Below are 17335 nucleotides of genomic sequence, written 5' to 3' on the forward strand. Positions count from 1 at the left end.
CGGGATGCAGCGCGCCAAAGCCCTTACCCTTGTGGCGATGCTTGTCCTGATCATCGCGGGGGGCACGGCGTTTTTTCATGCGGTCGAAGGCTGGAGCTGGCTTGACAGCTACTTCTTTACAGTCGTGACGCTTTCGACGGTCGGCTATGGCAACCTTGTGCCCGCCACGGCCCTCGGCAAGATCGGCACCACGGTCTTTATCATGATCGGCCTTGGCATCTTTGCCGTCATCATTCAGCAATTCGGCTCTTTCGCGGTGAAAAAGCGCGAAGAGCATACCGAATGGCTGATTGCGCGGCTGGGGCACCACCACAAGGCCGCGCCAGAGTCGGAACAGGCCGAAGAAGCCCCCCCTTCGGCCAATCGCGACAGGCCTCCGCAGTAACGCCCGCTCGGGATTTCAGGCGCAACTGCTGCCGTCTTGCGCGCCATGCTAAGCCGCCGCGGCAGACACCCCAAAGGACAGCCAATGCCCGCCGCCCCCCTTCCCGCCTCGCGCCCGATGTCGCAGGCCGAATTCATCGCCATGATGGCGATGATGGTGGCGACGGTGGCGTTTTCCATCGACGCCATGCTGCCCGGCCTGCCCCATATCGCCGAGGCGCTGACCCCCGAGGTGCCGAACCGCGCCCAGCTTATCATCACCAGCTTTCTGATGGGGCTTGGCGCGGGCACGCTGATCGCCGGGCCGCTGTCGGATTCCTTCGGGCGCAAACGCATCATCATGATCGGTGCGGTGATCTATGTCGCGGGCGCGCTTTTGGGGATGATCGCGCCAAGCCTGACCACGCTTTTGGCGGCGCGCGTCTTGCAAGGCCTTGGCGCGGCGGCGTTTCGGATCGTGTCGCTGGCGATCATCCGCGATATGTTCTCGGGGCGCGAAATGGCGCGGCTGATGTCCTTCGTGATGACGATCTTTGCCATGACCCCGGCGATGGCGCCGCTGCTTGGCGCGGGCATCATCTCGCTTGCAGGCTGGCGCGGGGTTTTTGGCGCATTCGTGGTTTTTGCCGGCATTCTGACGCTGTGGATGGCGCTGCGCCTGAACGAGCCCTTGGCGCCAGAGCGCCGCCGCCCGTTTCAAGCGCGCCCGATTGTGTCGGCCATAAAAGAGGTGCTGGCCAATCCGGTGACCCGGCTTGCCATTTTGGTGCAGACGCTCTGCATGACCACGCTGTTCACCTCGCTCAGCATGGTTCAGCCGATTTTCGAGCTGACCTTTGACCGCGCCGAGAGCTTTCCGCGCTGGTTCTTTGTGATGGCGCTTGTCGCCGGAAGCGGCAGCTTTCTCAATGCCCGCCTGATCATGCGTTTGGGGATGGAGCGGATGATCGGCTTTGCCCTTGGCGCACAGATCATCCTGTCGGTCCTGGCGATCGCGCTCTGGATGATCGGCCTGCCGCCACAGGCGCAATTCGCCGTCTTCGTGATCTGGCAGACCAGTGTTTTCTTTCAGGCCGGCCTGACGCTTGGCAATCTCAACGCGCTTGCGATGGCGCCGATGGGCGCGCTTGCGGGCACTGCCGCAAGCGTGATCGGCGCCGTCGCCACGATCGGAAGTGTCAGCCTCGCCATTCCCATCGGGCAGATGTTTGAGGGCACGCCCCTGCCCTCGCATATCAGCGTTCTGATCGCCGTGCTTGCGGGCTATGCCCTGATGTTGCGGCTCAAACATCACGCGGCTCTGGCATTTTGATGCAATTTAATTTTGTATACTGTCGCATACCGTCTTTCATGCACCACCGATTTGCGCTATGACCCGCCCAAGCAAACGATTCCGTGCCGCGCGTGTCTGCTCCGCCCCTGCGCCAGACCCACGGCACATTTCTTAACCTGATCGAGAGGTATGCCCGATGGTCAATAAAACTGTTCCCGATATCATTTACACCAAGGTTGACGAAGCCCCCGAGCTTGCAAGTGCTTCGCTCCTACCGATCATCCAGCGCTTTGCCGCCGCCGCCGACATCACCGTCGGCACCAGGGATATCTCGCTTGCCGGTCGCATCCTGTCGACCTTCCCCGACAAGCTGAGCGCCGATCAGCGCGTGTCAGACGACCTTGCCGAGCTGGGTGAACTGGTCAAAACGCCCGAGGCGAATGTGATCAAGCTGCCGAATATCTCGGCCTCGGTCCCGCAGCTTTTGGCCGCCGTGAGCGAGCTTCAGGCGCAGGGCTATGACATCCCCGATTATCCGTCGGAGCCCGCAACAGACGCTGAAAAAGACGTGCGCGCGCGCTATGACACGATCAAGGGCTCGGCCGTGAACCCGGTCCTGCGCGAAGGCAACTCTGATCGTCGCGCCGCCGCTGCCGTCAAGAGCTTTGCCCAAAAGAACCCGCACCGCATGGGCGAGTGGAGCGCCGACAGCAAAACCCGCGTCGCGGCGATGGACGGCGGCGACTTTTTCTCGAACGAGAAATCCGCCACCCTTGCCGATGCCGCCAAGGCCAAGATCGTTCTGGAAACCGCCGATGGCGAAACCGTCCTGAAGGACGGGCTGAGCTATCCCGCCGGCACAGTGGTCGATGCGACCTACATGAGCGCCGCAGCGCTTGACGCCTTCCTTGCCGAGGAAATCGAGAAAACCAAGGCCGAGGGCGTTCTGTTTTCGATGCACCTCAAGGCGACGATGATGAAGGTCTCTGACCCGATCATCTTTGGCCATGCGGTCAAACAGTTCCTTGCGCCGGTCTTCGAGAAATTCGGCGCCGAGATGGACGCGCTTGGTGTCTCGCCCAATTCAGGCCTTGGCGATCTGCTTGAGCGGGTCAAGGGCAATGCAGACATCATGGCCGCGATTGACGAGACCATGGCCGCGCGCCCGCCGATGTATATGGTCGACAGCGACCGTGGCATCACCAACCTGCATGTCCCCTCTGACGTGATCGTTGACGCCTCGATGCCCGCGCTGATCCGCGCCGGCGGCAAAGGCTGGGGCCCGGACAACAAGGAACATGACGCGGCCTGCGTCATCCCCGACAACAGCTATGCGCCGGTTTACGACGAGGCGATCAAATTCTTCAAAGCCAATGGCAAGCTCAACCCGGCGACCGCCGGCACGGTGCAGAACATCGGCCTGATGGCGCAAAAGGCCGAGGAATACGGCAGCCACCCGACCACCTTTGAAATCCCGGTGAACGGCAGCGTGAAAATGGTGCTTGATGACGGCACCGTGCTGCATCAGCACAGTGTCGAAGCAGGCGACATCTGGCGCTCTGCCTCGGCGCGCAAGGCCCCGATCGAGGATTGGGTGAACCTTGCCATCGCCCGTCAAAAGGCGACCGGTTACCGCTCGATCTTCTGGCTCGATGCGGCCCGCGCCCATGACGCCGAGCTTATTGCCATGGTCAAGCCGATCCTTGAGGCCCAGGGCGTGGCCGACAAGTTCGAAATCATGACCCCGCGTGACGCGACTCGCGCCAGCCTTGAGACCATCACCAAGGGCGAGAACACGATTGCCATCACCGGCAACGTGCTGCGCGATTACCTCACCGACCTCTTCCCGATTCTGGAACTGGCGACCTCGGCCAAGATGCTCTCGATCGTCAAGCTGATGCAGGGCGGCGGATTGTTTGAAACCGGTGCCGGCGGTTCGGCCCCCAAGCACGTGCAACAGCTTCTGGGCCAAAACCACCTGCGGTGGGATTCACTGGGCGAATTCTGTGCGCTTGGTGAAAGCTTCAAGTTCCTGGCCGAGACCAAGGACAACGCCCGCGCCAAGGTTCTGGGGGAGACCGTCGAGACCGCCACGCAGGGCATTCTTGACAATGGCCGCTCGCCAAGCCGCAAGGTCGGTGAGCCCGACAACCGCGACAGCCACTACTGGTTCGCGCGCTACTGGGCCGAAGCCCTCGCCGCGCAGAGCGACGACGCGGCCCTTGCCGCAGAATTCGCGCCCGTCGCAAAGGCCCTGGCCGAGAATGAGGGCAAGATCACCGGCGAGCTTGCCGAAGTTCAAGGCACACCGGCGGATATCGGCGGCTATTACCATGCCGACCCGGCCAAGCTTGTCGCCGTCATGCGCCCGAGTGCGACCCTGAACGGCATCATCGGCTAAGCCAAAAGGAGCGTGGGTTTCACCCACCCTACATGTGACAATGAGCGGGGGCCGATTTGGCCCCCGTTTTTATTGGCCGCGATTGTGGGTCTTTTCGTACATCTCGGCGATCATCCGGCTGGCGGTTTTATCAAACATCGCCGGGATAAGCGCATGGATCAGCGCCGCGAAACCCGCGCCAAACAGTTTCAGGCTGAACGTGCCGGCAAAGCGGGCATGCTCAAGATAGGTTTCATCGACAGACTTAGGATGATCGAGAAAGACTTTGGAAATCATGGCCTTGGCCCCCTTGGTTGATTGCTTGAATTGAAATTATCCCCGGGTCATGGCAATTTTTTCCCAAAGATGCGGGAAAATGCCGTAATTGTGGGATATTATCCCAAAATTAGAGGATTTCATGAGCACTCTTGACGACATCGACCGCCGTATCCTCAAAGAATTCCAGCGCGACGCCGCCATGGCGCTTGATGCCTTGGGCGAAAGGGTCGGCCTGTCGCGCAATGCCTGCTGGCGCCGCGTCAAGGCGCTTGAGGCCTCGGGCGTGATCCGTGCTCGCGTGGCCCTGCTTGATCCGGCAAAGCTTGGGCTTGGGCTGACCGTGTTCCTGCAAATCCGCGCCGCGCGCCATGACGCCGAGTGGCTGGCGCAATTCGCCCGCGCCACCCGCGCCCTGCCCGAGGTTCAGGGGGTTTACCGCATGTCGGGGGATCTCGATTACCTGATCCGCGCGCAGGTCGCCGATATGGCCGATTACGACCGTCTTTATCAGACCTTGATCGCGCGGGTACCGATGGGCGATGTCTCGGCCAGCTTCGTGATGGAAGAGATCAAACATACCACCGAACTCCCCCTGACCCACGCCTAGACATTTGCCAAATTGCGCCGTCGCGAAAAATTGGCTAGGGCTGGACGGGTTCAAGACGAAAGGTCGCGCATCATGATCCCCCAAGTCTATCTCGTTCTCGCCTTCGCCATCCTTGCCGAGACCGCCGGCACCACCGCCTTGCAGGCCAGTCAGCAGTTCACCCGGCTCTGGCCCTCGGTGCTTGCCTTCGTCGCCTATGGCATCAGCTTTTACTTTCTGGCGCAGGCCCTTCGGGTGATGCCGGTCGGCGTGGTCTATGCGATCTGGTCTGGCCTTGGCATCGTGTTCATCGCCGCCATCGGCTATCTGGTGTTTGGCCAGAAACTCGACCTGCCCGCGATCCTTGGCACCGCGATGATCCTTGCCGGTATCGTGGTGATCCAGCTGTTTTCGCGCGCCGGGGCACATTAATCTGCCAAAGCGGGCAAAAAGCCTAGAATCCTGCGTCGCTTGCCGCTATCCAGCGCGCGATGTTTAGACGCCCACCGTCCTGACACACACCGCAACCAAAAAGGCGGGGATTTGCCGCGATGACACGAGTGATGAAGCTGGCCTTTGGCAGTGTGTTCATCGGCCTTCTGGTGATGGGTCTCAAGGTGATCGCCTGGTGGCTGACCGGGTCGCTGGCGCTGATGTCGGATGCGCTTGAAAGCCTTGTGAACGTGGCGGCGGCCCTCGCCGTGGTGGTTGCCCTGCGCGTGGCAGAGCGCCCCGCCGACAGCAACCACCCCTATGGCCACCACAAGGCCGAGTTCTTTTCCGCGGTTCTCGAAGGCGTTCTGATCGTGATCGCGGCGCTCTTTATCCTGCGCGAGGCCTACGGCGGCTTCATGGCGCCCTTCGCGCCGGACGCGCCCTTTGCGGGCATGCTGATCAACGCGGGCGCCAGCCTGATCAACGGGGCCTGGGCCTTTGTTTTGATCCGTGCCGGGCGCGCGCATCGCTCGCCGGCGCTTGTGGCCGATGGCAAGCACCTGATCACCGATGTTGTGTCCTCGGTCGGCGTGCTGATCGGGGTCGGGTTGGCGCTTGTCACCGGATGGTGGGTGCTTGACCCGGTGATGGCGGGGCTGGTGGCGCTCAATATCCTGTGGTCGGGCTGGGGCGTGATCAAGCAATCGCTGAGCGGGCTGATGGACGAGGCGGTTTCGAACGAGGAATTGACCAAGATCCGCGAGACCATCGCCCTTGCCGCCAGCAGCGGTGACGCCGTCGAGGCGCATGACCTGCGCACCCGCCACGCCGGCCAGGTCACCTTTATCGACTTTCACCTTGTCATGCCCGGCGCGACCACGGTGGATGAGGCGCACATGCTCTGCGACCGGATCGAGGCGGCCTTGATGGATGCCCTGCCCGATGCCCGCGTCACTATCCATGTAGAGCCCGAACACAAGGCCAAGCATAACGGCATTGTCGTGCTGTCATAACGTCGGCTTTGGCGCTTTCCTTTGACAGGTAAGCCGGGCTAACAGGGGATGATCCTCTCACGAAAGACGGCGTTCAATGGAAAACCTGCGCGGCAGCATTCTCATGGTTCTGGCGATGGCCGGTTTTGCGCTTGAGGATATGTTCATCAAGCGGCTTGCCGTCAATCTTCCGGTCGGCCAGATCGTGATTTTCCTCGGCATCGGCGGCGCGATCATCTTTGCCGCGATCACCCTGTCGCAGGGCCACCGTCTTTTGTCGCGCGATGTGATATCGCGCCCGGTTCTGCTACGTAATTTCGGCGAGCTGATCGGCACCATCGGCTTTGTCACCGCGATTGCGCTCACGCCGCTGTCCTCGGCCTCGGCAATCTTGCAGGCGACGCCACTGGCGGTCACGCTCGGCGCGGCGCTTTTCCTTGGTGAGGCAGTCGGCTGGCGCCGCTGGAGCGCCATTCTGGTTGGCTTTTGCGGGGTCTTGATGGTGATCCGCCCCGGCGTGCAAGGCTTTGAACCTGCGTCACTTTTTGCCGTGCAGGGGGTGATCGGCCTTGCCATCCGCGACCTGGCCACCCGTGCCGTACCGCGCAGCATTTCGTCGATGCAGCTCTCGACCTATGCCTTTGCCACGCTGGTGCCGGCGGGCCTTATCCTGCTGGCGATCTCGGGCACGCCCGCCGTCCCCTCGGCGGTGGACTGGCGCGATTTCGGCTTTGCGATGATCACCGGGGTTGCCGCCTATTACGCGATTGTCGCGGCGATGCGGCTTGGCGATGTGGCGGTGATCACGCCGTTCCGCTACTCGCGGCTTGTTTTTGCCCTGATCATCGGCACCACGCTGTTTGACGAGCGCCCCGATGTCTGGACCCTCACAGGCGCCGCGATCATCATCGCCTCTGGCCTCTACACGTTTCTGCGCGAGCGCCGCGTTGCGCGCCGCTCGGTCGCGCCAAGTGCTGCCAGCCTGCCGCGCGGCTAACGAAGCACGGCGCCTATGTTAGCACTACCTGTCGCAGTTTCCATTTCCCGTGAAACTTGCTAAGGCACAGCCAACTTTAATGCATGCAAGGAATCCCCAATGAGCAGCATCATCGACATTCACGCCCGCGAAATTCTGGACAGCCGGGGCAACCCCACGGTCGAGGTGGATGTAACGCTGGAAGATGGCACAATGGGGCGCGCCGCCGTGCCGTCGGGTGCCTCGACCGGCGCCCATGAAGCGGTTGAGCGGCGCGATGGCGACAAGGCCCGCTACATGGGCAAGGGCGTGCTTGAGGCCTGCGCGGCCGTCAACGGCGAGATCGCCGAAGAGCTTGCCGGGTTTGATGCCACCGAACAGGTCGCGCTTGATATGGCGATGATCGAGCTTGACGGCACCCCCAACAAGGGTCGCCTCGGTGCCAATGCCATTCTCGGCGTCAGCCTTGCCTGCGCCAAGGCGGCGGCAGATTTCTCTGGCCAGCCGCTTTATCGCTATGTGGGCGGCACCTCGGCGCGGCTTTTGCCGGTGCCGATGATGAATATCATCAACGGCGGCGAGCATGCCGACAACCCGATTGATATTCAGGAATTCATGATCATGCCGGTCGCGGCCGAAAACATCCGTGACGCCGTGCGCATGGGCGCCGAAGTCTTCCACACCCTCAAGAAAGAGCTCTCGAACGCGGGCCTCTCGACCGGCATCGGCGATGAGGGCGGCTTTGCCCCCAACCTTAGCTCTAGCCGCGACGCGCTTGATTTCATTCTGAAATCCATCGAAAAGGCGGGTTATAAACCGGGCGAAGATATCTATCTTGCGCTCGATTGCGCGGCCACTGAATACTACAAGGGCGGCAAATACGAGCTCTCCGGCGAAGGCAAATCCCTGAGCTCGGATGAGAACGTCGCCTATCTTGCGGCGCTTGTGGCCGATTATCCGATCATCTCGATCGAGGATGGCATGTCCGAAGATGACTGGGACGGCTGGAAATCCCTGACCGACGCCATCGGCGACAAGGTACAGCTTGTGGGCGACGATCTTTTCGTCACCAACCCCGAGCGTCTTGCAATGGGGATCGAGCGGGGCTGTGCCAACTCTATGCTGGTAAAAGTAAATCAAATCGGGAGCTTGACAGAGACTCTTCAAGCGGTCGACATGGCGCATCGCGCGCGCATGACCAATGTGATGTCGCACCGCTCGGGCGAAACCGAGGATGCCACCATCGCCGATCTCGCCGTGGCCACGAACTGTGGCCAGATCAAAACCGGCAGCCTTGCGCGCTCGGACCGGTTGGCGAAATACAACCAGTTGATCCGCATCGAGGAAATGCTTGGCGAAACGGCGCAATATGCGGGCCACTCAATTCTGCGCGGCTAAGGTGTTTTGCACCTGGCTTTTTGAGGGCGCCCATATAATCGGGGCGCCCTTTTTCGTCTTAGGTCACGGCAGCACGCCCGACCCGTCGTACCTTGCTCGTTTATGGGCAGGGCGCTGTGTAATAGGTGCCATCGCCACGCGAATAGGCACAATTTTCCGTCGCAGTGTTCTGCGCCACCACGGTGCCTGCCGCCGCACCGGCCAAGGCCGCAATCAGACGCCATTCATTACTGGCGCCAAGCGCCTCGGCGGTGATAAGCCCGGCTGCAGCGCCCCCGGCCACACCGGCAACGGTTCTCGATTCAGGGGACATGCCCTCGCAGCCGCCCAGTGTCAGAACCGAAGCCCCCGCCGCGATCATCATCAAAATTCGCATCTGTTTCTCCTCTCGTATATGGCGACAGGCCGTGACACGACCTATCGGGCCAGACCTTGACCCGCGCCAAGTATAGCCGCGCCCAAAGAACGGCATTATGCGCCAGATCAGTTTTGCGCAGAATTCCGCCGCACCTTGATCCCAATCAAAATAGGGGTGCGCATTGCCACCTATGATTGGGCGCAGAGGGCAGGAACTGGCCCGGAAAACAGGAGACGACCTACGATGAAACGACTTACAGTCTTGTTGCTTGCCCTCATGACCACCGGCATGCTTGGCGCATGTGCTGAAGAAGGGCGATATCCGATCTCCGGCGAAGAATGCGGCCCCGATGATCCGGTCAAGGATATTGAGCCCGTTGCAGTGGATTGCTTACCAAGCTTCTGAACCAAAAGGGAAATTATAGCGCTCGCGTCACCGCGGGCGTGATCGCCGTCAGGTCATGAAGCCGCGCGCGAAGGCGATCAGTTGACGGGTGGAGGCATCTTTTTGCGCGCCATCGCGCGCGCCTTTCAGGATCGGCTCTAGCGTCACGGCCAGTTGCTTGCCAAGCTCGACGCCCCACTGATCGAAAGAGTTGATGCCAAGGATCACCCCCTCGACAAAGACGCGATGCTCGTAAAGCGCGATGATCTGGCCAAGGCGGCGCGGCGTCAGCTGATCATAAATCAGCGTGGTCGAGGGGCGATTGCCCGGAAACACCCGATGGGCGGCCTGACGCTCTAACTCGGCACCCTCAAATCCTTTCTCGACCATCAGGGCGCGCGCCTCTTGCATGCTGCGCCCGCGCATCAGGGCCACCGACTGCGCGAGGCAATTGGCCACCAAAAGCTGATGATGATGTTCCAGCTCGGGTTCGTGGCCTTTGGCGGCAACCAAGAATTCGCAGGGGACCACCGCCTTGCCCTGATGGATAAGCTGGTAAAAGGCATGTTGCCCGTTGGTGCCCGGTTCGCCCCAAACGACAGGGCCGGACGGCCCCTCAAGAGGCGCGCCCTGCATCGTGACGCCCTTGCCGTTGCTCTCCATTTCAAGCTGTTGCAGATAGGCCGACAAACGCGCCAGACGCTGGTCATAAGGCAGCACCGCGCGCGTGCCATGGCCGCGCACCTGATGATGCCAGACGCCCACAAGTGCCAGCATGATCGGCATATTTTCAAGTGGCGCGGCGGTTTGAAAATGCCGGTCCATCGTCTCGGCGCCGACCAGGAAGTCGGTGAACCTCTCGGCGCCGATGGCAATCATCAGCGCCAGCCCGATCGGCCCCCAGACCGAATAGCGCCCGCCAACATAGTCGCCAAAGCCAAACACCTGCTCGGGCGGGATGCCAAATTCATCCGTCTTGTCCACGGCTGATGAGACCGCTGCAAACTGCTTGCCAGGGTCTTTGACCGCCGCCGCCATCCAGGTCCTCGCCGTGGCGGCATTGGTCATGGTCTCAACCGTGGTGAAGGTCTTGGAGGCCACGATCACAAGCGTGCGTGTCGGATCAAGCCCCTTCAGGCAGTCGGAAATATCGGCGCCGTCAATGTTGGATACGAAATGACAGCGCGGCCCGTCATGATAAGGTCTAAGCGCCATCACCGCCATTTCAGGCCCAAGATGCGAGCCGCCTATGCCGATATTGACGATATCGGTGATCGCGCCGCCCGCCCCCTGAAACCGCCCCGAGCGGACATCTTCGGCAAAGCCCTGCACGCAGGCACGGGTTGCGTTGATCTCGGGCATGACATCCTCGCCCGCAACCCGGATCGCCCCGCCCGACAGGTTGCGCAACGCGGTGTGCAGCACGGCGCGACCTTCGGTTTCGTTGATCGGATCCCCGCGAAACATCGCGTCCCGCCGCCCCGCCACGTCACGCGCCGCCACAAGATCAACAAGAGCGGCACGGGTGGTCTCGGTCAGGCGGGTCTTGGAATAATCAAACAGCATCCCGTCAAACCGCAGCGAAAACGCTTCTGCCCGGTCTTTGGTCTTGAACAACTCAATGATGTCCACGGTCTCGGCCTCATCGGCCAAAGCCTTGAATTCTTGCCACATCGAAATACCCCTAACAGTGCCCTCTTACGGGGCCCAATGCACTGTTGCACCTGACAAAACCGCCGCAATCGGCGCGTCGACAGGTCTCATATAACGGGCGCGTTCAATGGCTGCACGCTTTTGATCGCCGGTGATGACAATATGTTTGCAAAGCGCTTCATCAAGCACATGCGCCGAGAGGGTCACCCGTACCTCGGGCACATTCGGTGCGCGCATCGGCACAAGGATCGGCGCGCGCGGCGCCAAGGCCTCTTCCAAGTTGTCGGCACCGGGAAAGATCGAGGCGGTGTGCATATCCGCCCCCATCCCGAGAAGACAGACCGAGATCGGCAGGTTCGGCGCGATATTGGCCTCCAACTCGGCCAGGACGGCCTCGGGGGTTTCGGCCCTGGCATAAAGCGGCAAGTACCGTGCCTTGGCCGCCCGCCCGGTCAAGAGCCGCTCGCGGATCAGCCGGCTATTCGAGCGGATATGCGCCTCGGGCAGCCAGCGTTCATCGCTGAGCAGCACATCGACCCGGCTCCAATCCAGCTCGGCGTCGCAGAGATCGTCAAAGATCGGCCCCGGCGTCGTCCCGCCTGGCACTACGAAAACTGCGCGCTCCTGATGATCGAGCGCCGCCTTCAATTCTCCGGCAAGCTCATTGGCCACGGCAATCGCCAGCATTTCGGAATCGGCATATTCGACAAAACTCATGGCTTGATCTCCCTCCAGCGGCGCCCGTCGCGATGCATCAGCATAAGCGCCTCATCGGGGCCGGAACTTCCCGATACATAGGGCAGCGGCGGCGCCGCACTTTCGGCCCAATCGGCGATGATCGGATCGGTCCAGGCCCAGGCCGCCTCGACCTCGTCACCGCGCATGAACAGGGTCTGGTTGCCACGTATCACATCCATGATAAGGCGCTCGTAAGCATCTGGAAAATCTGCATCTTCCGGCCCCAGAGCCTCGGAAAATGTCATGTCGAGCGGCACGTCGATAAGACGCATCCCCCCCGGCCCCGGTTCCTTGATGGTCACCCCAAGCTCGATCCCCTCGTTGGGTTGCAGGCGGATCGTGAGGATGTTGCGATGGCGCCCGGCATCGGCGCCAAAGATCGAATGCGGCGCGTCCTTGAACACCACTGCAATCTCGCTGGCGCGATCACGCAAGCGCTTGCCGGTGCGCAAATAGAACGGCGTGCCCGCCCACCGCCAATTGCTGATCAGCGCCTTGAGGGCGACAAAGCTCTCGGTGGTGCTTTCGGGGTCTTCAACCTGGGTGCGGTAGTCGGGCCGCTCGCCCTGTGCCTCGTATTGACCGCGCACCACATCGGCGCCGCGCACCGGATCAAGCGCGCGGATGACCTTGAGCTTTTCGTCGCGCACCGCGTCGGGATCAAACTTGGCCGGGGGTTCCATCGCGATCAGGCACAACAGCTGCATCATGTGGTTCTGCACCATGTCGCGCATCGCGCCTGATTTATCATAATAATCGCCGCGCCCGCCGACGCCGACAGATTCGGCCACCGTGATCTGGATGTGATCGACGTATTGGCTGTTCCAGAGCGGCTCGAACAGAACATTGCCAAACCGGATCGCCATCAGATTCTGCACGGTTTCCTTGCCGAGGTAGTGGTCAATCCGGAAAATCTGGCATTCATCGAAATGCAGCGCCAGCACCCGGTTAAGATCGCGCGAGGTTTCAAGATCGCGGCCAAAGGGTTTTTCCACCACGATGCGGCTTGTGTCATCGGCCATGCCATGCGCGTGCAACCGCTTTGCCAGATCGCCAAACAGCGAGGGCGCGACCGAGAAATAAAACGCCCGAATGCGATCCGGCCGCATCAGCACGGCCAGTTCAACCCAGCCTGCATCGCCGCGCGCATCCAGCGTGACATAGTGCAACATCTCGAGAAAGGACGACAAATCGTCTGTGCGCCCGGATTCTTCGCCGCCATGTTTCAAAATGGCCTTGTTCACGAACTCCTTGAACGCAGCGCTGTCCATCCCGCCACGGGCCGCCCCGATCAGGCGCACGTCACCTTCTATCTGCCCGGCCACAAAGCGGCGGAACAACGCGGGCCAGATCTTGCGGCGGGCAAGGTCGCCCGTGCCGCCGAAAATCACCAGATCAAAGGGTTCTACCGGGATCACCCGCGACGCCATGACGACCACTCCTGCTTTGCCGTACCCGATCTTTTCGGATGACGTGCCATCGCTGCCAACTCTAACATGTCGTGAGGCCTTCACAATGGCGTCAAGCGTTCTCAGACCCCTTCACTTGCCAGTTCACAGCAGATAGGCGACAAAAAGCAAACAGAAAGCGGATTGCAGTATGAAAGATGTCGTCGCGGGCCCGGCCAATTCGGGCAAGTTTCAGCACCCCAACGTTACCGCCGATGGCCAAACCCGCGCCAGCGTGGCGCTGAGCCATCCTGAAACGCTGTGGTTCAACACCGGAACGCTGTGCAATATCGAATGCGCCAATTGCTATATCCTCAGCTCGCCCAGCAATGACGCGCTGGTTTACATCACAGAATCAGAGGTGCGCGCGTATCTCACACAGATTACCGCCCGCGACTGGCCGATCACCGAGATCGGCTTTACCGGCGGCGAACCCTTCATGAACCCCGAAATGATCGCAATGGCGCGCGCCGCGCTTGAGGCCGGTCACGAGGTCCTGATCCTGACCAACGCCATGCGCCCGATGATGCGCAAGACCATGCGCGCGGGCCTGCTTGATCTCGCCAGGAACTGGCGCGACAAGATCACCCTGCGGATTTCTCTCGACCACTGGTCAGAGGAGCGTCACGACGAAGAGCGCGGCAAGGACGCCTTCAAACGCACCATCGAGGGCATGCAATGGCTGCGCGACAACGGGTTTGCCATGACCGTCGCCGGGCGCACCGTCTGGGGCGAGAGCGATGCGCAATCGCGCGAGGGCTATCGCCGCCTCTATTCCGAGCATGGCTTTGACATCGACGCCAACAACCCCGCCGCCACGGTGCTTTTCCCCGAGATGGACGAAACCGCCGAAGTGCCCGAGATCACCACCGCCTGTTGGGACATCCTTGGCAAAAGCCCGAGCGAGCCGATGTGCGCCTCGTCGCGCATGGTGGTGAAACGCAAGGGTGCCGAGAGGCCGGCGGTGCTGGCCTGTACCCTGCTGCCCTATGCGCCCGAGTTCGAGCTTGGAGAGACCTTGGCCGAGGCCGAGCGTGACGTCGCCCTTAACCATCCTCATTGCGCCAAGTTCTGCGTTTTGGGCGGGGCAAGCTGTTCGGGATAGGGCCCTGACGGGGGCATGTCCCGCTTGTCAGGCCGCGCGCCCTGCCCCATATATCTGGTATGATCCGTTTCACACCCATCCTTTTGGCGGTGCTTTACGCCTTTGTCATGTACCGCTTTTCGGTCTGGCGCACCTCGCGAGAGCTTGACGCGCAATCGACCGAGCTTGCCGATCCGATGCTCAAGCATATGACCGACCGGATGGCACGCGCGCTCGATATCGCGCGGGTACGGGTGCATATCTATGAGATCGACCCGGTCAATGGCCTTGCCGCGCCGGATGGCCGGATTTTCATCACCCGTGGATTTTATCGCAAGTTTCAGACCGGCGAGGTCACCGCCGATGAAATGGCCAGCGTCATCGCCCACGAGTTGGGCCATGTGGCGCTTGGCCATTCGCGCCGCCGGATGATCGACTTTTCCGGCCAGAACGCCCTGCGCACCGCGCTTGCGATGGTTCTGTCGCGGTTTCTGCCCGGCATTGGCGCCTGGATCGCAAGCGGTTTGACCCGGCTTTTGGCGGCGCGCCTGTCGCGCGGCGATGAATACGAGGCCGACGCCTATGCTGCCGCGCTCTTGACCAAGGCCGGGATTGGCACCGCGCCGCAAAAGTCGCTGTTCAAGAAGCTTGATGCGCTGACCGAAGGCGCGGGCGGCGTGATGCCGGCCTGGCTCTTGAGCCACCCCAAGACGTCCGAGCGGATCGCGGCGATCGAAAAGCTTGAAGACCGCTGGCAGAACGCCCTCAAATAGCATGCGGGATCGAGGCCTTTGACTTGGCTTTGAATTTTTTGATCAAATTATCTTGGCAAAGCCGGTGGCGAGCGGATAGTCTGTGGCAAATCATGTTCAGGATGTTTTTCAAATGGACCTTACCCAGTTCCAGACCTTCCGCGTGGCCGCCTGTGATCTCAACGGTCGCATGCGCGGCAAGCGCCTTCCCGCCAGCCACGCCAGTAAACTCGCCGATGGCAGCGTGCGCATGCCGCTGTCGTCGCTCAATGTCGATGTTTTCGGCGCCGATATCGAGAATTCTCCGCTGGTCTTTGAATCCGGCGATATCGACGGGCGGCTGATGCCGACCGATCGCGGCCCCGTGCCCCTGCCTTGGCTTGACGTGCCACAGGGCCTTGTGCCGATGGTCTTGCATAACGACGATGGCACACCGTTTGCGGGCGATCCGCGCCACGCGCTTGAGCGGGTGCTTGCCCGTTTTGCCGCGCGCGGTTGGACGGTCGATGCCGCAACCGAGCTTGAGTTCACCCTTGTCGACGACAGCGGGCGCAGCCTCAAGACCGTGCGTGACCCGCGCAGCGGGCGGCGGATGTCGGCCCCCGGCATCCTGTCGCTTGGCCAGATGGACGCCTTTGACGAATTCCTGAGCGCGCTTTATTCGGCCGGCGCCGAGATGGAAATCCCGGTCGAGACCGCTGTCAGCGAGGCCGGAATCGGCCAGTTCGAGCTTACCCTGCACCACCAGACAGCCTTGCGCGCGGCCGATGATACCTGGCTTTTCAAGACCATGATCAAGGGCCTGGCGCGCAAACATGGCTTTGTCGCCACCTTTATGGCCAAGCCGTTCGAGGATGACACCGGCAACGGCATGCATATGCATTTCTCTGTTCTCGACGCAGAGGGGCGCAACGTCTTTAACGACGGCACTGATGCGGGCACCGATTTGATGCGCGCGGCAGTGGCGGGCTGTATCGCGGCGATGCCGCCCTCAAGCCTGATCTTCGCGCCCAATGCCAATAGCTATACCCGGCTTGTGCCCGGCGCCCATGCGCCCACCGGCGCGGGCTGGGGCTATGAAAACCGCACCGTCGCGATCCGTATTCCGGGCGGGCCACCAGCTGCGCGCCGTATCGAGCACCGTGTCGCAGGCGGCGATATCAACCCCTACCTGAGCTTTGCCGCCATCCTTGGCGCCGCGATCACCGGGATCGAAGAGGGCATGACCCCGCCGCCGCCGATCAGTGGCAATGCCTATGAGGTGGACCTGCCGCAACTTGCCCCCGATTGGCAGAGCGCGATTGATATCTTCGAGAGCGACCCGATGATCGCCAGGATATTTGACGCCGAACTTATCCGCAATCTGGTGATGACCAAACGCCAGGAACTTGCGCGGATGGCGGAAATTCCCGAGGAACACCACTGGAAGACCTATCTCGATACGGTATAGCCTGATCCAGACCCGGCCATATCCGCCGCCCTTGCAGCCACGCATCGGTCGGGTTAGGCTAAATTTGATCAAATTATGAGAGCCCTATGAAGATCGGAATTCTGAAAACCGGCCACGCCCCCGATATCGTGCTTGATGAGCTTGGCGATTACGAAGTGATGTTTGCCAATCTGCTTGCCGGACACGGGTTCGAGTTTGACGCCTATAACGTGGTCGATGGCGACTTTCCCAGTGGTCCCACGGCCGCCGATGGCTGGCTGATCACCGGCTCGAAACATGGCGCATATGAGGATCTGCCCTGGATCGCGCCGCTGGAACAGCTGATCCGCGAGATATATGCCGATGGCCGCCCGCTTGTCGGGGTCTGTTTCGGTCATCAGGTCATCGCGCAGGCGCTTGGCGGCACGGTCGAGAAATTCGACGGCGGCTGGTCGGTGGGCGTGACCGAATACGAGATCGAAGGCACGCGCCTGCCGCTGAATGCCTGGCATCAGGATCAGGTCACCACCCTGCCCGAAGGGGCAGAGGTCGTGGGATCAAGCGCGTTTTGCGAAAACGCGGCGCTGGTCTATGGTGACCGGATCTATACGATCCAGCCGCATCCCGAATTCACCGCCACGATGGTGGATCGACTTATTCATCACCGTGGGCCCGGAAATGTGCCCGATGCCCTGCTCAAAGACGCGATGGAGCGACTGGACCAGCCGGTCGCAAATGCCGAAATAGCCAACCGAATGGCGACATTTTTCAAACGAGGTGCCTGAA

General features: G+C 61.3%; 18 protein-coding genes. 13 read left to right on the plus strand and 5 right to left on the minus strand.

The features are described 5' to 3' along the window. Positions 1-4 precede the first annotated feature (4 nt). From ROG8370_RS01505 to ROG8370_RS01515, 3 genes are all read left to right on the plus strand, one after another. On the plus strand, positions 5-385 hold the full coding sequence (locus tag ROG8370_RS01505) for a potassium channel family protein (protein WP_085825329.1): 381 nt from the start codon (positions 5-7) through the stop codon (positions 383-385). An 84-nt stretch (positions 386-469) separates the two neighbouring features. Then, positions 470-1696: an MFS transporter gene (locus ROG8370_RS01510; protein ID WP_085825330.1), complete on the plus strand. Its 1227-nt coding sequence runs from the start codon at positions 470-472 to the stop codon at positions 1694-1696. Between the two features lie 157 nt (positions 1697-1853). After that, positions 1854-4058, plus strand: coding sequence for an NADP-dependent isocitrate dehydrogenase (locus tag ROG8370_RS01515; protein ID WP_085825331.1), 2205 nt, complete (start codon positions 1854-1856; stop codon positions 4056-4058). A 69-nt stretch (positions 4059-4127) separates the two neighbouring features. Here ROG8370_RS01515 and ROG8370_RS01520 read toward each other — a convergent pair whose 3' ends face one another. After that, entirely contained in the window at positions 4128-4334 is a 207-nt protein-coding gene (locus tag ROG8370_RS01520; protein WP_085825332.1) for a DUF6356 family protein, read from the minus strand. A gap of 121 nt (positions 4335-4455) precedes the next feature. On the opposite strand from ROG8370_RS01520, the gene ROG8370_RS01525 reads away from it, so the two are divergent. The 5 genes from ROG8370_RS01525 (at position 4456) to eno (ending at position 8703) form a co-directional block, all read left to right on the plus strand. Continuing rightward, on the plus strand, positions 4456-4923 hold the full coding sequence (locus ROG8370_RS01525) for an Lrp/AsnC family transcriptional regulator (protein ID WP_085825333.1): 468 nt from the start codon (positions 4456-4458) through the stop codon (positions 4921-4923). 72 nt (positions 4924-4995) lie between these two features. Then, positions 4996-5334 (plus strand): DMT family transporter, encoded by a 339-nt coding sequence (locus ROG8370_RS01530; RefSeq protein ID WP_073194665.1) that lies wholly within the window; start codon positions 4996-4998, stop codon positions 5332-5334. A gap of 119 nt (positions 5335-5453) precedes the next feature. Next, positions 5454-6350, plus strand: coding sequence for a cation diffusion facilitator family transporter (locus ROG8370_RS01535; RefSeq protein ID WP_085825334.1), 897 nt, complete (start codon positions 5454-5456; stop codon positions 6348-6350). Positions 6351-6426: 76 nt separating this feature from the next. After that, positions 6427-7326 carry a DMT family transporter gene (locus tag ROG8370_RS01540; protein ID WP_085825335.1) on the plus strand — a complete coding sequence of 300 codons (900 nt, stop codon included), beginning with the start codon at positions 6427-6429 and terminating at the stop codon, positions 7324-7326. A 99-nt stretch (positions 7327-7425) separates the two neighbouring features. Next, positions 7426-8703, plus strand: coding sequence for a phosphopyruvate hydratase (gene eno / locus ROG8370_RS01545; RefSeq protein WP_085825336.1), 1278 nt, complete (start codon positions 7426-7428; stop codon positions 8701-8703). A gap of 100 nt (positions 8704-8803) precedes the next feature. Here the strand turns inward: eno and ROG8370_RS01550 are convergent, their stop codons facing one another. Further along, positions 8804-9079 (minus strand): glucose-6-phosphate isomerase, encoded by a 276-nt coding sequence (locus ROG8370_RS01550; RefSeq protein WP_085825337.1) that lies wholly within the window; start codon positions 9077-9079, stop codon positions 8804-8806. Positions 9080-9304: 225 nt separating this feature from the next. Here ROG8370_RS01550 and ROG8370_RS20455 point away from each other — a divergent pair, with 225 nt between their 5' ends. Then, entirely contained in the window at positions 9305-9466 is a 162-nt protein-coding gene (locus ROG8370_RS20455) for a hypothetical protein (protein ID WP_170925155.1), read from the plus strand. Between the two features lie 48 nt (positions 9467-9514). On the opposite strand, the gene pgi is transcribed toward ROG8370_RS20455, so the two are convergent. Genes pgi through zwf form a run of 3 tightly spaced genes read right to left on the minus strand, consistent with a single transcriptional unit; the run spans position 9515 to position 13266 of the window. Then, a complete protein-coding gene (gene pgi, locus ROG8370_RS01555; RefSeq protein ID WP_085825338.1) occupies positions 9515-11119 on the minus strand; it encodes a glucose-6-phosphate isomerase in 1605 nt (534 codons plus the stop codon). A 24-nt stretch (positions 11120-11143) separates the two neighbouring features. Next, positions 11144-11815: a 6-phosphogluconolactonase gene (gene pgl, locus ROG8370_RS01560; RefSeq protein ID WP_085825339.1), complete on the minus strand. Its 672-nt coding sequence runs from the start codon at positions 11813-11815 to the stop codon at positions 11144-11146. Then, a complete protein-coding gene (zwf, locus tag ROG8370_RS01565) occupies positions 11812-13266 on the minus strand; it encodes a glucose-6-phosphate dehydrogenase (RefSeq protein WP_085825452.1) in 1455 nt (484 codons plus the stop codon). The genes pgl and zwf overlap by 4 nt, the downstream gene beginning before the upstream one ends. Positions 13267-13435: 169 nt before the next feature. Between zwf and ROG8370_RS01570 the strand changes: the two genes are divergently transcribed. The 4 genes from ROG8370_RS01570 to ROG8370_RS01585 all read left to right on the plus strand — a co-directional run bounded on the left by ROG8370_RS01570 (position 13436) and on the right by ROG8370_RS01585 (position 17334). Continuing rightward, positions 13436-14389, plus strand: a complete 954-nt coding sequence (locus ROG8370_RS01570) for a radical SAM protein (RefSeq protein WP_085825340.1) — start codon at positions 13436-13438, stop codon at positions 14387-14389. 59 nt (positions 14390-14448) lie between these two features. Beyond that, a complete protein-coding gene (locus ROG8370_RS01575; protein ID WP_085825341.1) occupies positions 14449-15141 on the plus strand; it encodes a M48 family metalloprotease in 693 nt (230 codons plus the stop codon). Between the two features lie 112 nt (positions 15142-15253). Next, the gene (locus ROG8370_RS01580; RefSeq protein ID WP_085825342.1) at positions 15254-16570 is read left to right on the plus strand and encodes a glutamine synthetase family protein; all 1317 of its coding nucleotides are present in this window, start codon (positions 15254-15256) and stop codon (positions 16568-16570) included. Between the two features lie 86 nt (positions 16571-16656). Further along, on the plus strand, positions 16657-17334 hold the full coding sequence (locus ROG8370_RS01585; protein WP_085825343.1) for a type 1 glutamine amidotransferase: 678 nt from the start codon (positions 16657-16659) through the stop codon (positions 17332-17334). Position 17335 lies beyond the last annotated feature (1 nt).

The sequence above is a fragment of the Roseovarius gaetbuli genome, from assembly GCF_900172365.1.
GTDB classification, from domain to species: domain Bacteria; phylum Pseudomonadota; class Alphaproteobacteria; order Rhodobacterales; family Rhodobacteraceae; genus Roseovarius; species Roseovarius gaetbuli.